15 protein-coding genes are annotated in these 14,277 nt (G+C 59.9%); 12 read left to right on the plus strand and 3 right to left on the minus strand.

All coding sequences use genetic code 11. The annotated features are described in order from the left end of the window. Positions 1–35 precede the first annotated feature (35 nt). From DID96_RS17750 to DID96_RS17790, 9 genes are all read left to right on the plus strand, one after another. Positions 36–1,655, plus strand: coding sequence for an acyl-CoA ligase (AMP-forming), exosortase A system-associated (locus tag DID96_RS17750; protein WP_124600590.1), 1,620 nt, complete (start codon positions 36–38; stop codon positions 1,653–1,655). After that, complete coding sequence (locus tag DID96_RS17755; protein ID WP_124600591.1) at positions 1,652–2,860, plus strand: pyridoxal-dependent decarboxylase, exosortase A system-associated; 1,209 nt, start codon at positions 1,652–1,654, stop codon at positions 2,858–2,860. Before DID96_RS17750 ends, DID96_RS17755 begins: the two co-directional genes overlap by 4 nt. Positions 2,861–2,884: 24 nt before the next feature. Beyond that, positions 2,885–4,003: an acyl-CoA dehydrogenase family protein gene (locus DID96_RS17760; RefSeq protein WP_124600592.1), complete on the plus strand. Its 1,119-nt coding sequence runs from the start codon at positions 2,885–2,887 to the stop codon at positions 4,001–4,003. Beyond that, positions 4,000–4,581 carry a GNAT family N-acetyltransferase gene (locus tag DID96_RS17765; protein ID WP_124600593.1) on the plus strand — a complete coding sequence of 194 codons (582 nt, stop codon included), beginning with the start codon at positions 4,000–4,002 and terminating at the stop codon, positions 4,579–4,581. The genes DID96_RS17760 and DID96_RS17765 overlap by 4 nt, the downstream gene beginning before the upstream one ends. 8 nt (positions 4,582–4,589) lie before the next feature. Beyond that, positions 4,590–5,633 (plus strand): 3-oxoacyl-ACP synthase, encoded by a 1,044-nt coding sequence (locus DID96_RS17770; RefSeq protein ID WP_260463928.1) that lies wholly within the window; start codon positions 4,590–4,592, stop codon positions 5,631–5,633. After that, a complete protein-coding gene (locus DID96_RS17775) occupies positions 5,630–6,556 on the plus strand; it encodes a 3-oxoacyl-ACP synthase (protein WP_185732285.1) in 927 nt (308 codons plus the stop codon). Before DID96_RS17770 ends, DID96_RS17775 begins: the two co-directional genes overlap by 4 nt. Positions 6,557–6,849: 293 nt before the next feature. After that, positions 6,850–7,638, plus strand: a complete 789-nt coding sequence (locus DID96_RS17780) for an autoinducer binding domain-containing protein (RefSeq protein ID WP_260463935.1) — start codon at positions 6,850–6,852, stop codon at positions 7,636–7,638. Between the two features lie 260 nt (positions 7,639–7,898). Continuing rightward, positions 7,899–8,597 carry an acyl-homoserine-lactone synthase gene (locus DID96_RS17785; protein WP_124600595.1) on the plus strand — a complete coding sequence of 233 codons (699 nt, stop codon included), beginning with the start codon at positions 7,899–7,901 and terminating at the stop codon, positions 8,595–8,597. An 81-nt stretch (positions 8,598–8,678) separates the two neighbouring features. Next, a complete protein-coding gene (locus DID96_RS17790) occupies positions 8,679–9,701 on the plus strand; it encodes an IS30 family transposase (RefSeq protein WP_124600596.1) in 1,023 nt (340 codons plus the stop codon). A gap of 80 nt (positions 9,702–9,781) precedes the next feature. On the opposite strand, the gene DID96_RS17795 is transcribed toward DID96_RS17790, so the two are convergent. Further along, a complete protein-coding gene (locus tag DID96_RS17795) occupies positions 9,782–10,348 on the minus strand; it encodes a hypothetical protein (RefSeq protein ID WP_124600597.1) in 567 nt (188 codons plus the stop codon). A gap of 753 nt (positions 10,349–11,101) precedes the next feature. On the opposite strand from DID96_RS17795, the gene DID96_RS17805 reads away from it, so the two are divergent. Then, on the plus strand, positions 11,102–11,389 hold the full coding sequence (locus DID96_RS17805) for a CopG family ribbon-helix-helix protein (RefSeq protein ID WP_124600598.1): 288 nt from the start codon (positions 11,102–11,104) through the stop codon (positions 11,387–11,389). After that, positions 11,389–11,673, plus strand: coding sequence for a type II toxin-antitoxin system RelE/ParE family toxin (locus DID96_RS17810; RefSeq protein WP_124600599.1), 285 nt, complete (start codon positions 11,389–11,391; stop codon positions 11,671–11,673). The genes DID96_RS17805 and DID96_RS17810 overlap by 1 nt, the downstream gene beginning before the upstream one ends. Positions 11,674–11,680: 7 nt before the next feature. Here the strand turns inward: DID96_RS17810 and DID96_RS17815 are convergent, their stop codons facing one another. Continuing rightward, on the minus strand, positions 11,681–11,932 hold the full coding sequence (locus DID96_RS17815; RefSeq protein ID WP_124600600.1) for a hypothetical protein: 252 nt from the start codon (positions 11,930–11,932) through the stop codon (positions 11,681–11,683). Between the two features lie 461 nt (positions 11,933–12,393). After that, on the minus strand, positions 12,394–12,948 hold the full coding sequence (locus DID96_RS17820; RefSeq protein ID WP_124600601.1) for a hypothetical protein: 555 nt from the start codon (positions 12,946–12,948) through the stop codon (positions 12,394–12,396). Positions 12,949–13,083: 135 nt separating this feature from the next. Between DID96_RS17820 and DID96_RS17825 the strand changes: the two genes are divergently transcribed. Beyond that, the gene (locus DID96_RS17825) at positions 13,084–14,256 is read left to right on the plus strand and encodes a porin (protein ID WP_124600602.1); all 1,173 of its coding nucleotides are present in this window, start codon (positions 13,084–13,086) and stop codon (positions 14,254–14,256) included. Positions 14,257–14,277 lie beyond the last annotated feature (21 nt).

Below are 14,277 nucleotides of genomic sequence, written 5' to 3' on the forward strand. Positions count from 1 at the left end.
ATCCCCTTCAACGCTCATCCTCACCCGATATCGCCATGAAAAACATCCTGGACCTTGTTCATGCCGCCACCCATCGGACTCCGGACGCTGAGGCTCTGGTATATGGGTCGGTGCGCCTCACCTATCAAGACCTGGTAAGCCGCACGCACGCCCTCGCGCGCATGCTGTCCTCGCTCGGCATCGTGCCTGGCGCGCGTATCGCGATCTTTCTGGACAAGCGGATAGAAACCGTCGTGTCAATGCTCGGCAGCGCCGCGGCCGGACAGGTGTTCGTCCCAGTCAATCCACTGCTCAAGCCCGACCAGGTTGCGCACGTTCTGCGCGACTGCGGTGCCGACTGCCTGATCACGACCGCGCTACGAGCACGCATGCTCGACGAAAATGGGCTGACAGGCGTTGCCCACACAATCATCGTGGACGATCCTGGTACGGCAGGCCAGCATCTGCGCAGCACGACGAACGTCCATAGCTGGCACGGGATCATGAGCACCGGCGAAGACAAAGGCATCGACGTGCATGGGCTGCACTCTCCGGCAGTTTCAGGTATCGATACAGATCTGGCCGCCATCCTCTACACGTCAGGCTCAACGGGCTTGCCCAAAGGTGTGATGCTCAGTCATCGCAACCTGCTCGAGGGGGCCTGGAGTGTCGCGCACTATCTTCGACACGTCGCCTCTGATCGTATCCTCGCCGTGCTGCCGCTCAGTTTTGATGCGGGCCTCAGCCAGCTTACCTCCGCTTGGTCAGTAGGCGCCACTGCCGTTCTCATCAACTATCTGAGCGCAAAAGACGTCATCGATGCGTGTGAGCGCGAACGCATCACGGCCATTACGGGCGTGCCGCCGCTATGGATGCAACTCGCCCGCGCCACGTGGCCCGAAGCGGCACGCCGAACACTGCGCTATTTCGCCAATACCGGTGGGCGGCTCCCGGTCCCGGTCCTGCAGCAACTGCGCGCACTGTTCCCGCAGGCATTGCCGTACTTGATGTATGGCCTGACCGAAGCCTTTCGCTCGACGTTCCTCGATCCCTCAGAGGTGGATCGCCGACCCGATTCGATCGGAAAAGCCGTGCCGAACGCCCGAATCCTCGTGGTACGTGCCGACGGCTCGCCGTGTGCGCCGGGAGAGACCGGCGAACTGGTGCATGTCGGGGCCTGCGTCACATCGGGTTACTGGAACGATGCCGCAAAAACAGCACTGCGCTATCGGCCGTCTCCCGAGGTCAGACCGGGCGGCGCGCCGCGGGACCTCGCCGTCTGGTCCGGCGATCTCGTACGGCGCGACGAGGAAGGATTTCTCTACTTCGTCGCACGCAACGATGCCCAAATCAAGAGTTCCGGGTATCGGATCAGTCCAGAAGAGATAGAGGAAACCGTGCACGGCAGCAATCTCGTTACGGAAGCGGTCGCCGTCGGCGTCCCGGATGACGCACTCGGCGAAGCGATCGTCCTGCTGGTCGTGCCCGCTCACGATTCGTTCGATTCTCAAACGCTACTGGCGTGGTGCACGCAGCAATTGCCGCGATACATGGTGCCGCATCACATCGTCGTGCGTCAGGCTATTCCACGTAACCCCAACGGGAAGTTCGACCGGGCTGCATTACGCGCCGCGTTCTGCAGTGCCGAAGCCGGACTCGAAGCGAGGCACCCATGAACCATCCGTTCAGTGAGCACAACGGCGCACTGGTAGTCGGCGGTGTCGATATCAACCGCCTCGCCGATCGAGCCGGACGCACGCCGTTCTTCGCCTATGACCGTGCGGTAATCGATGCTCGCGTACGCGTACTGCGCGAGGCGCTGCCGTTCGGCGTCCAGTTGCACTACTCGATCAAGGCCAACCCGATGCCCGCTGTCGTGCACCACCTCGCGGCACGGGTCGACGGGTTCGATGTGGCATCCGCGACCGAAATGGCGCTTGCCTTGGACACCGGAATGCCTGCCGACCGAATCGGCTTTGCGGGTCCGGGCAAGGATAGCGACGAGTTGCGTCGCGCTGTTGCAAGTGGCGTCAACATCCACGTCGAGTCTGTCACCCAACTGCAACTCGTCACGGCCCTGGGCTGGCAACTCGGTGTACAGCCCAACGTCGCGATTCGCATCAACCCGGACTTCCATGTGAATCACAGCGGCATGCGCATGGGCGGCGGATCAGCCCCGTTCGGCGTCGACGTCGAGCAAGTTCCCGCATTGCTGCGCGAACTCCACACACGCGACGTGGCCCTCGCGGGCTTTCATGTGTTCTGGGGGTCACAATGCCTGCACGCCCCAACCGTTATCCAGGCTCAGCGACAAAGCGCGGACATCGTGATGAAACTGGCTGCCGGCCTGCAAACGCCCCCGCGGTTCGTCAATCTGGGAGGTGGCTTCGGGATTCCCTATTTCGCGGGCGAAACGGTGCTTGATCTGGCTACCGTCGCCGAGGCCATGCGCGGCTGGCTGCCGCAATTCACGGAAAATCTGCCGGGGACCCAGATCATCATCGAACTGGGCCGATATCTGGTTGGAGAAGCGGGCATCTACGTATGCCGCGTCATCGACCGCAAGATATCCCGCGGAAAAACGTACCTCGTCACCGACGGCGGCCTGCACCATCATCTAGCCGCCTCGGGGAATTTCGGGCAAGTTCTGCGCCGTAACTTTCCCGTGGTGCTCGGCAATCGCTTAAGCGAAGCACCACAGGAGCGCAGCCACGTTGTCGGGTGTCTGTGCACACCACTCGACCGGATCGCAGACGACGTATCGCTTCCCGAAGCCCGCATCGGCGATCTCGTGGTCGTCCTGCAATCCGGCGCATACGGACGCTCGGCCAGTCCCAACGACTTCCTCGGTCACCCAGACGCGATCGAGATGCTCATCTGACAGCGCTTACTTTAGTGGAGGATCATGATGCACGCCTCTGAATCCCCCCAGCCGGACCCCGTGCCCACGTCGTGGGCATTGACCGACGATCAACGCAACCTCTGTGCTGCGAGCCAGCGCTTCGCTTGCGAGCGATTGGTCTCCTTGCTGTCGCAATCGCCTTCGGCAACGGTGTGGCAGGAAACCGTCAAGCAGGCCGCGGCACTCGATCTCGGGACGATGATCCTGCCCACGCAGTTGGGTGGCATGGCGATCAATCGCCACGACCTGTCTCTCATCATTGAGACACTCGCCGCCGGCCCCCTCGAGCTGGCGGCCGAGCTAACCCTAAGCGCGCCGGCGCTGATGACAATGTGCGCGCATCACGCGCTCGACTGGCTTCCCGCACGCAATATTCAGGACTATTTCGACGGCACAACGTCGATTGCCTTGAGCGTGCCGGATACCGACACCGCCTCGCTATGGCGGCTGCGCTCACAAGCACATACAAGCGGACTGACGCTATGGATCGACGCCAGTTGCCAGAAGCTCGTCCTCATCGAGCAGCCAACCGGTTCAAAGCCTTCACCATACACGTGCATCGCGCGGCTCGGCGCCCTCTGCCTTGAGCAGTTCAGTCTCGACGAGGCGCGAGCCGCTCCACCGCTTGCCACGCTCGAACTGCCCGACCGCCACGGCAATCCGCCCGTGCAGACGTGGCTCACGGAAGCCGGCCTCTACCTGTGTGCACTGCTAATCGGTGCGATGCAGCATAGCGTTCAATTCGCGCTCGACTACGGAACAACCCGACAAGCGTTCAGAAAACCGTTGGTCACGCATCAGCTCGTCGCTACACGACTGGCCGATATGCTGATCACCACCCACAGCAGCCACCTGTTTCTGCGATCCGTGGCAAACGCCCATCCAGCGGCCCCCGCATCGCTCATTCGTCAACTCATTCGGCACGTCGCCGCCGAATCCGTTGATCTCAGCCGCGAACTCGTCCAGTTCTGCGGCGGGCACGGCTATGTCGAAGGGTTTCCGCCGGCCGTGCGCTTCCAGACAAATCACTGGTTTGCGTGGCTGCTCATGCGAATCGACGCGGCGCTCGCGCCGTTCACGGCATCCGCGCAGCCGCAACGGCCGGACGGAGGCCATGCATGAGTGATTGCATCTCCACAAAACGCCCACGCCTACACGCGATGAACGAAACTTCAACCAGATACTGGCTGCGCGAACCGAATCACGACGACGTCCAGGATATCGCTGCCTGGCTCGCACAATCGGATATCAACCGATGGTTCGATTTCGGGCTCGGTCGACAGAGCTTGCCGGCACTCGCCGTGCACGCGATGCTGCACGCTGGGCGACATCGAATACGCGTCTTCGGCCCGGCCGGATACCGGACTCCAAGTGGTCTGGTCGCGGTGAGCGACGTCACGCACCGCTTCGCGACGGGGTCGTTCTGGGTACTGCGGGACAGGCATAGGCCTGCATACCCCAACATGACGTACGACGCTTCAAAGCACCTCCTTCGCGAAGCATTTGAATGCGATCGACTATCCTGCATCACGGCATGGGCGCTCCAGTGCAATGCCCCGTCCCAGCGCCTGCTTGCAAAACTCGGCTTTCGACTGATCGGGCTGCAGCGCGAGTGTCATCTCATCGAGGGTATGCGGGATGGCCGGCTTCTCTATGATTTGTTGCCGGACGACCTCGCCGTCGCGCCCAATACGCGGTGAACGCACCCGTGATCACGGCACTCGCCACCTACGTGCCGCCCGCGATCTCGCTGGACCGTTGGCGCAATATCGAAACCACGCTCAGCGCGGCGACACCGTCCGGCTGGGACGCGTGGGTCCGGTCATGGGGTCCGGAATTCGGCGCATTGGAACAAGTAGCTGTGGCGGCCACCGACTGCCATGCCGCCAGACAAGCAAAAGAATCTGGAGCATATCGGGTACCCGTCGAGCGAGAAGCCGATCAATCCGGGCTTGCAGCCCGGGTGGCGCAGACGATCTGCGAAGCGCGACGTTCAGACAGCGCACCCATCGACATCGTGATGTTCTGTCACAGCAGTCTCAATGAGCACGTCTCGACGACGACTGCAGGACGCCTGTGCGCGGTGGTCGGCACACCCTGCTTTCCCTTCTCCGTGTCCCAACAACAGGGCGCGTCGTTGTTTACCGCGCTGCAACTGGCCAGGGATCTCTTGATCGCGGAACCCGATATCCACGCCATCCTGATCGTTGCTGCGGAAAAATGGTGCCCGCCGTTTTCGCGCTGGATCGGTCACCACATGCTGCACGGTGACGCGGCCGGTGCCCTGCTGGTGGAGCGGCACACGGACACCGCCTGCGGACTCCAGGTGATCGACACGGCGACCCATGCGCTTCACCCATTTTCAGTTCAGCGCCCATACGCAGGTGCGGCGCTCGGGCTGTGTTGGGCACCGGCGCTACTGGCGATGGTTGATGACATGTTGGCGCGACAAGGTCTTCTTCCGGTCGATCTTTCAGCCGTGGTCGGACAGGACATCGATTTTCAATTGCACGACCTGCTATCTCGGCACCTCGGTTTCCAACCAACCGGACGCCATTGCCACGCGTACCTGGGCGCCACCGACTCCATCGTCCAACTGGCCGACAGGCTCCGCACAAGCGAACTGCTCCCGCACAGCCGACTGCTCCTGTGGGGAATCGGGCTCGGTGGCTATGTCGGCTGCGCGCTGCTCGCGCCCCGAGGCAAACCGTTGCTGCATCACGACATCGACACGCGTGTTGCGTCGTCATGACCATGCGATTCGGCATTGCGCATGTCGCCTACTACCTGCCCGATCGTATCAACGACGTTCGGCACTGGGGCCAGAAAACGGGACAGTCGGACGCGACCATGACGCGCCTCGAGCAAGCGGGTGTGCGACGTTTCCACGAAGCGGCAGGACAGACTGCGTTGTCGCTCGCGGCCAACGCAATAGAGACGCTGCTCGCCACTGCGACACTCGCACCCGACACGATCAATTGCCTCGTCTATGTCCACACGCTGCAAGGCAGCATCGCACCGCCACCGCTCTCCTTGCCGAAGCTCCTGTGCGAGCGGTTTGGCTTCGTGAACGCCGAGGCATTTTCGTTTGCCCAGCAACACTGCGCATCCTCACTCGGTGCCCTACGCGTCATTCGTGCAATGTTGATCGCCCGCCCTGCCATCAATAGGGTGTTGCTGGTCGGGGCCGATGTCATGCCGATCGACGCCGAACGACGAATCGGTGCGGCCGGGCTCCTGAGTGACGGTGCTTGCGCCGCGCTGATCGAACGCGATGCCGAAGTCAACCGCGTGCTCGCATTGGCAAGCCACTCAAGCGGAAACGGCTGGCGGGGGATGCTCGGAGAAGTAGAACCACGCTTTGCCGCCCAGTATTTTCTCGCAGCCCGGCGGCTGATCAAGCAGGCCGCCGACGAAGCACACGTGCCCTTGGCCGAGATCCAGCGCATTCTGCCGTCCCATCTAGATCTACCGGCATGGCACCGCATCATCAAATCCCTCGGGCTTGCGCCGACGTGCCTGTTTGCCAACAACTTTACCCGCATCGCACATGTCACCGTGAGCGATCCCTTCATCAATCTCGCCGATTGCGACGGCCTGATACCCGGCAAACCATTCCTGCTTTATGCACAAGGGGTGGGCGGATTTTCGGTGGCTGCCCTGCTGATGCGCTAGCCACGCATATCAATCGGGATTCGACGCCACTTCACGCACTCTGCCTGCGCAAGCACCACTCCTCGCGACAAAAGGTTCTTGCCATCAAAATCACTGGATCTCCCAATCAATAAATCCAGTATCAAACTATTACAATTAAACGGCTGGACTCCGTCACACAACAATTAAAATGATAACCTCGTGATTATGATGTGTTTCAGAGGCCCGACCGAAATGCGATCCATATCAGGCATCCCGTCTCCTCCTGGCATCATGTACTCCGCGTGTCATCCGGCAGGAGCGAGGTGGTGACGGTGCCCGCTCCCTTCCGATACCGCACGACTGGTTTATCATCGAAACCGCTACGCTCAAACAGGGAATTGGCGGTTCACTTGTTTCCTTTTCTCCTGCCATTCTCAAAGTCCACCAGCCTCCGGTCACTTTCCAACTTGTTTGGCAGCGTCGCACACTCGTTAGGCTTTCCTTGCTACGCGATCAGCAGAATATCCAGATCTCGCTCGCGCTCTACACCAAGAATATGCGTCGAAGTGATCTGCGCGCATTATCCCAATAATTGGGTAGAACATTACCAGCGGCATGACTACGGACTGATTGACCCTGTGCACCGCGCAGCTTTCAACTGTGCCTCACCTTATCGTTGGGGGGACATTTCCGGCTTGAACGACGTCGAGCGGCGTGTGCTTGGAGAAGCCCGCGATGCAGGATTGACGCATGGGCTCAGCGTGCCGATTCACGAGCCGGACGGCAACGTTCTGCTCTTCAACTTCTCCGGTCCGCGATCTCGCGTCAATGACCTCCGGAACGCACGGCTGGCCCATTTGACCGGCTCGCTCTTTCATTTCGAACTTCAGCGCCTCACTGCGATCCCCCAGCGTGAGCCGCCCCTTCGCCTTTCTTCCCGCCAACGGGAATGCCTTTTCTGGGTCGGCCAGGGGAAAACATCGTCGGAGATCAGCATCATCATGGGAATATCGCACCACACGGTTGACTACCACATTGCTGAAGCCATGAAGAGCCTGAACGTCAATAGTCGCACGCAGGCTGCTGTGTACGCCGCCGTGTACGGACTGATCCAGCACTGACTACGGCGCCAGCCAGTCGCCTCCCAAGCGTCGCCGCTACGAATCGTCTACTCGATCGCGGAGAGCGCCGGCCTACCCGTTTCCGTAAATTCGAACGTCTCAGATGCTGAATCGAGTTGCCTTGCGCCATTGCGCGCGGGCTTCGCCTGCTGCCAGGGTGTTGGCGTGCAATGCACCCATTGTCCCTCCCAAAGTAACCAGTTCCTCCCGTAGCGTCACGTTGCTAACGTGGCACTCTTCAATACACGAGGGGAACGCTCATGTTCGACATTGTCGCCGGCAGGCTGAATGATCTGCCATTCGAGATCCGCCACGAATTGGGTGCGTACCGGCATGAGGTGTTCGTGCGGCGACTTGGCTGGTCATTACCAAGCGCCAAGGAAAACACCACCGTCGAATGGGATCAATTCGATGGGGGAGACACAGTCCAGGTCGTTGCGCTCGACGTCCAGCGGCAGATTTGCGGTAGTGCTCGGCTGATATCCACCGTTGGCCGATATCCGCTTCAGTATTTGCTCCCAAAATCAGTCGATCTCGCACTACCAACTTCGCCAACGGTATGGGAACTCTCTCGGTTCGCAGGATCCATCGCCCATGGCCCATCAGCAAATGTGACGTCTGGCATGCAGTTATTTCCCTACGTACTCGCCATCGCGACGGTACTGGGTGCAACACGCATCATCGGCGTGGTTACACGAGCCATCGCACGGCTATATCGCCGGTTTGGTCTTGACATTCACTCTATCGGGCCCGACCATGGGACGTCCGCATTTCCGTTTCTAGTCTGCACAATTGAACTCACATCCCTGACGTTCACTGAACTCGGCTACGATCGCAACGAATTGCTGAATACGGTCATGTGGTTCGGGGCGCACGCATCAAAAACGCCACCCATGAGGGCGGACACAAAGACAATCCTGTCACCCAGTGCCCAGCATGTTTCGCGATTTCCCGTGTAATATGCCCGAACCCGAAGACACGAACAGGAGGCGGCCTCAAATCTGAAGTGCAACACTCTCGCCATCCGGTAATGTCCGCGAATGGCAAAGAGAACGTACCAACAACTGCAACCTGAAGAACGTATGCGAATCGATTTCTGGCGGGAGGAAGGCTTGAGCTTGCGGGCGATCGCCCGCAAGCTCAAGCGCGCGCCATCGACGCTCAGTCGCGAGTTGGCCCGCAATACTCAAACCAACGGTTTGTACTGCCCGCGCGTCGCGCAGGCATCTTGCGACGCGCGCCGACAGGCTGGACGGCCAGATCCGAAGCTCGCGCCAGATTCGATCCTTTGGGGCCTCGTGCGTCGCTTGCTTTGCGAACGTCAGTGGTCGCCGCAGGAAATCGCCGGTACTCTGAAGCGTGTCTTTCCCGACGACCCGAGCCTGCACGTGTCCCACGAAACGATTTACAACGCCATCTACGCCCAGCCTCGCGGCGAGTTGCGCCGCGAACTGATTGCCTGCCTGCGCCAGCACCGCAACAAACGCCTGCCGCGATCGCGCGGCACTGATCGGCGCGCGACGATTCCCGATATGATCAGCATCCACGTGCGTCCGCCCGAGATCGACGATCGCCTCATGCCGGGCCACTGGGAGGGCGACCTTATCAAGGGTGCCGAGAACAAATCGTCGGTGGCCGTGTTGGTCGAACGCATGAGCCGCGCCGTTCTGCTGGCGAAGATGCCCGACGCGACGGCCGCTTCGGCGCTGGCCGCGTTCACAACCAAGCTGCAATCGCTCGTCGAACCTCTGCGCCAGACGCTGACCTACGATCAAGGTCGCGAGATGGCGCGACACGCCGAACTGAGCGCCGCAACCAATGTGCGCGTCTATTTCTGCGATCCGCACAGCCCTTGGCAACGCGGCACCTGCGAAAACACCAACGGCCTGCTGCGACAGTACCTGCCAAAAGGCACTGATCTGTCCATCTACTCTCAAGATGACCTCGACGCCATTGCCGACAAACTCAACACCCGACCGCGCGCCACACTGAACTGGCGCACCCCTCTGGAAATCCTTGCCCAAGTCCTGGCTAACCCCACAGACCGGCTTCCCGTTCAGTAACCCGCGAGGTGTTGCACTTCGCCCTTGAAACCGCCGGACATTCTCAGCGAATTATTTTTGCACTACTGATGTCTTACTGATCACGGGAATCGTTTCCCCAACACGACCGGTCGATGATGGCGCATGTCCGCATCCTTCACCCAGTCCGGCCTGATTGCAGACGCATATGCCTGGCTGCTACGCGAGGCTTCACCGTTTGTCTGCGCGCTCAATCCCAGGCGCTCATCGATCGCATGCGCAACGGTCGAAGACTTTGGAAGGCGGTGACGATCACAATCTGCCCAGAACGCGACCATGGTGTCAAACAACACTGACAGTATCGCCGTCACGTAGGGCAATCTAACGGTCACGCCATTTCGCTGCGGGTCGCCTTCGATTCCATTGGGGAGATCGTCCGTCATATCAGTTGGCGTATTGATCCGCAGCGCGTCGAGTTCGCGCTGCAAGCGATCTTCGACGCAATAGTGCGCGACCGCTGAATTCGCCAGCACCTTCCTGAGTTCGGACAGCTTCCGATCTCTCAATTGAATGCATCTCGTGAGCCGACGGATTTCAGCTTCGGCCCGCTGTAGGCGTGCTTGCATAGCGTCGCAATCACACGACGGCGCCGAGCAAGTTTCTTCGACACTCGATTGCCATTCATCCATGGTGTGCCTCGCCGTGCACGCAGCGCATAGAACGCCACAAGAACCCCAACCAGAATGCGCGAGCCCCATCGTCCCGCGATATCTAGCGACATATTCCGTGAGATCGAATCGCAAGCACTCGGGACTCAAGAAACAGCAAGATGCCGACCCGGAACTTGCGCATACGTTATTTTGTTTCTCTCGGACCCAATGTCAACTATGAAACTTAGCAGGGTCGACCCAATTCGCAATCGCTAGATCGACCAACTCCCGATTCTTCCACAGCGTCTTGATAGCTCACGCATATCGACGTAACTTCAGTTCCCTTCGCTACAAGCCATCAGACATGCAACGCGGGATCTATCGATTAACTCGCTTAATATGCTCCTGATAGCTTTCCCACAGTTGCAATATCATGATATACCCCTTAATTAATTTCGCTTCGTTACAAGCCCACCCCAATTATCCGGCTTGGTTTTGGCTAACTGGTGCTCAATCACTTCGGGATTTTGATCCAGTCCTTCGTGCAGGATGGTACGAGCCATCGCACGAAAACCGCGGCCGGTTATCTCCGGTCACGTGTCATATCCAAGACGACGCAGTGATGCTTTGATTGCTGCTTCGCTCATCGGTCGGACGACGGAACGAACCCTGTGAAACACACAACGTCCACGCCCACGTAGGCCGTACACCCGCATTTTTCCGACACGGCGTTTCAGCTCGCCCGGCGATGTGCTACCCTGCACTTATCGTGTAACACATGAGAGCAACGCCATGAGCGAAGCAACCTTTACCTTCCGGGTCGATGAGACCCTCAAAGCCGAGTTTGCCACGGCCGCGAAGGCCCACGACCGCACCGGCGCGCAGCTCCTGCGCGACTTCATGCGCGACTACGTCAAGCAACAGCAGGAAGCGGCGGAACATGACGCCTGGCTGCGAGCCAAGGTCGAACGGTCGCGGGCCTCGGCCAACGCCGGTAATCTGGTGCCGGCCGCCGAAGTCGAGGCCAGGTTTGCAGCGCGTCGAACTGCAACACGTCGTCGGCTTGACGTGTCGAAGTGATGGAGTTGTTTTGGACGCCAGAGGCGATACAGGACCGCGAGGACATTTACGACTACATCGAGGCAGACAATCCAGCGGCCGCGCTGGACCTTGATGAGCTGTTCGAGGAAACAGCCGCGCTGCTGGTCGACCATCCGAATCTAGGCCGGCTTGGTCGCGTGCCCGGCACGCGCGAGCTGGTCACGCATCAGAATTATCTATTGATCTACGACGTGACCGGTGACCTGGTGCGCGTGCTGAACGTCGTACATGCGGCCCGGCAATGGCCCCCAGTACGGGGGTAACAATGCATTACCGTGAGGCACCGGCGCTGGCGCCCGACGCCGCGGCTGCCGAACCGCTGTTGGATGACGCCTTCCAGTCGGGTGCGTCGATCTGAATGCGGCCATAGTTCAAGTTGTTCAGCGCGCCTTGTGTGGCGCTCATCTTCGGCACGACGCCGTTGTCCGGCCGTACGGCATTTTCAGCCCCTGCCTCTTTCTCCGCGCTGTATGCCGCGCGATTCACGGTCTCGACGATTGTGCCGCCGCCACTGCCCGCCAAGAATCCGAGCCCGACTCCCGTGAGTGCGCCTTGAACAATGCCGCTTGCGGCACTCTCGCCTGTGCTACCCGGAGCGCATCCGGCCATCGTTGCCGCAACTACTGCCGGAATGATTGTCCTTGTAACCACGATATTCGCCCCTGGCCTCAGTATGTTTGTTCAAGGAAAATATAAGTAATGCATCCATCGTCGCCGGGAAGTGCTCTGAAGTTTATCTTCAAACCATTCTTCTTGTACACCATCCCTTGCCCGTACGAAGATTTTTCGATCTCATCGCTTCGGAGTGTGCCCCTCACCTTCTCAAGAGAAACGCATAACTTTGCAGGATTTATTTTCAGACTGGAATAGACTGCCACCAACCTTTCGAATGAGTACCTCTTAACATAATTAAACCGACATCCTCCGTCTCCAACCGAGGGTTCGCCCAAGCAATCTGGGATTGAGGAGTAAACAAATCTCCTTTAATACTCATCCTTATCAGTCTGCGGAGGTGGCAGAGCACACACAGATAACCCGGCAACATTATGAATGAGCTCGCCTCCTGAAAACTTAACTCCCAGCGCGTCTGCATAGGATTTTTCATTTACCAAATCATTCTCATCAGTGATCGTCTTCATTGCCAGCGTCAGATCATCTCGATCCGAGAATACTGATATTGCCGACGTCTCTGCAAAGCATTTTTCCGCGAAGGCATCAATCGCCAAAATCGAACCAGAATAAGCCAATATCATCACTATGATTTTTCTCATCATCACGTCCACTTGCGAGTTCCCTGAAGATAACTCATGAAGTGCAGTCTTTCCTGTATTTGTTAGTGCATCCCTGCAATTTACTGAATATGCCGGGTTCGTCGGAACCATGCTGCACAGAATATTGCGATCTTGCGGCGCATCTTCCTGAACCTTCTCAAGCCTGCGCAACGATGCCAGCTTACGTACACGCTCCGGCGTTGCACACCTGCGCGGCATCCACTCGTTCGATGCCACCCCATCGCACGGCACGGCAAGCATCGCCACTGCCACATCCCTCGCCCCAACACAAGCCCACCCACACCTGATAACAATTCGAGAATTCGTTGGTTCCCTTGAAAGTGCGCGGTCCGTATCGTTCAGCGATTCGTCAGACCAATCGACTACGGGGGTAACCACCACATGACATCGTTCAAGCGCCTCACCCTTCTCGCGCTGCCGGCCGCGCTCGCGGCCACCGGCGCGTACGCGCAGAGCAGCGTCACGCTATACGGCATCGTCGACGCGGGCATTGCGTACGTGCGCAACGCGCAGGACGCGAGCGGCGGCAATGCGAAGAACCTCGTCAAGTTCAGCAGCGGCAACCTGTCGGGCAGCCGCTGGGGACTGCGCGGCACGGAGGATCTCGGCGGCGGCCTCGCTGCGCTGTTCCAGCTCGAGAACGGCTTCAACGTCGGCACCGGCGCGCTCGGCCAGGGCGGACGCGAGTTCGGCCGCAAGGCGATCGTTGGCCTCACGCACAGCACATGGGGCACCGTGACGCTCGGCCGCCAGTACGATCCCGTCGTCGATCTCGTGCAGGGCCTCACCGCGGACAACTACTTCGGCGGCGTGTTCGCGACGCCCGGCGACCTCGACAACTACGACAACAGCCTGCGCGTGTCGAACTCGGTGAAATACACGAGCCCGCTGATCTCCGGCTTCCAGTTCGAAGCGCTGTACGGCCTGGGCGGCGTCGCGGGCGCGACGGGCAGCGGCCGCACGTACAGCTTCGGCCTGAGCTACGCGAACGGCCCGCTGTCGCTCGGCGCAGGCTACTTCTTCACGAACGGCGGCACGACGACGGCAAACGGCGTGCGCACGTGGACGAGCAGCTCCGACACGCTGTTCAACACCGTCATCAACCAGGGCTTCGCGAGCGCGAAGTCGATTCAGATCGTGCGCGTCGGCGGCCAGTACGTGCTCGGGCCGGCGACCTTCGGTCTCGCGTATTCGAACACGCAGTACGGTGCGGACACGCTGTCGGCGTTCAGCCAGACCGCGAAGTTCAACAACGGCTCGGCCTTCCTGAACTGGCAGTTCTCGCCGGCATTGCGCGCAGGCGTCGGCTACAACTACACGTCGCTGACGGGCCCGGCTTCCGCGCATTACAACCAGGTCAACGTTGGCGGCGATTACGCACTGTCGAAACGCACCGACGTCTATGCGCTGTTCGGCTATCAGAAGGCGAGCGGCCGCACGCTCAATTCGAGCGGCGCGATCGTGAAGGCCGCCGCGTCGGTCGGGTCGTACGGCGTGAACTCCGGCACGGACACGCAGCAACTCGCGATCGTCGGGATCCGGCACAAGTTCTGATCGCGGGTTCACGCAGCTTCG

Source organism: Burkholderia sp. Bp8963 (assembly GCF_003854275.1).
GTDB lineage: Bacteria > Pseudomonadota > Gammaproteobacteria > Burkholderiales > Burkholderiaceae > Burkholderia.

Bases quoted from the DNA above. Each gene is read 5' to 3' on its own strand.
- DID96_RS17750 (WP_124600590.1), top strand. From the start codon at position 36: ATGAAAAACATCCTGGACCTTGTTCATGCCGCCACCCATCGGACTCCG.
- DID96_RS17755 (WP_124600591.1), top strand. From the start codon at position 1,652: ATGAACCATCCGTTCAGTGAGCACAACGGCGCACTGGTAGTCGGCGGT.
- DID96_RS17760 (WP_124600592.1), top strand. From the start codon at position 2,885: ATGATGCACGCCTCTGAATCCCCCCAGCCGGACCCCGTGCCCACGTCG.
- DID96_RS17765 (WP_124600593.1), top strand. From the start codon at position 4,000: ATGAGTGATTGCATCTCCACAAAACGCCCACGCCTACACGCGATGAAC.
- DID96_RS17775 (WP_185732285.1), top strand. From the start codon at position 5,630: ATGACCATGCGATTCGGCATTGCGCATGTCGCCTACTACCTGCCCGAT.
- DID96_RS17785 (WP_124600595.1), top strand. From the start codon at position 7,899: ATGTTCGACATTGTCGCCGGCAGGCTGAATGATCTGCCATTCGAGATC.
- DID96_RS17790 (WP_124600596.1), top strand. From the start codon at position 8,679: ATGGCAAAGAGAACGTACCAACAACTGCAACCTGAAGAACGTATGCGA.
- DID96_RS17795 (WP_124600597.1), bottom strand. From the start codon at position 10,348: ATGGATGAATGGCAATCGAGTGTCGAAGAAACTTGCTCGGCGCCGTCG.
- DID96_RS17805 (WP_124600598.1), top strand. From the start codon at position 11,102: ATGAGCGAAGCAACCTTTACCTTCCGGGTCGATGAGACCCTCAAAGCC.
- DID96_RS17810 (WP_124600599.1), top strand. From the start codon at position 11,389: ATGGAGTTGTTTTGGACGCCAGAGGCGATACAGGACCGCGAGGACATT.
- DID96_RS17825 (WP_124600602.1), top strand. From the start codon at position 13,084: ATGACATCGTTCAAGCGCCTCACCCTTCTCGCGCTGCCGGCCGCGCTC.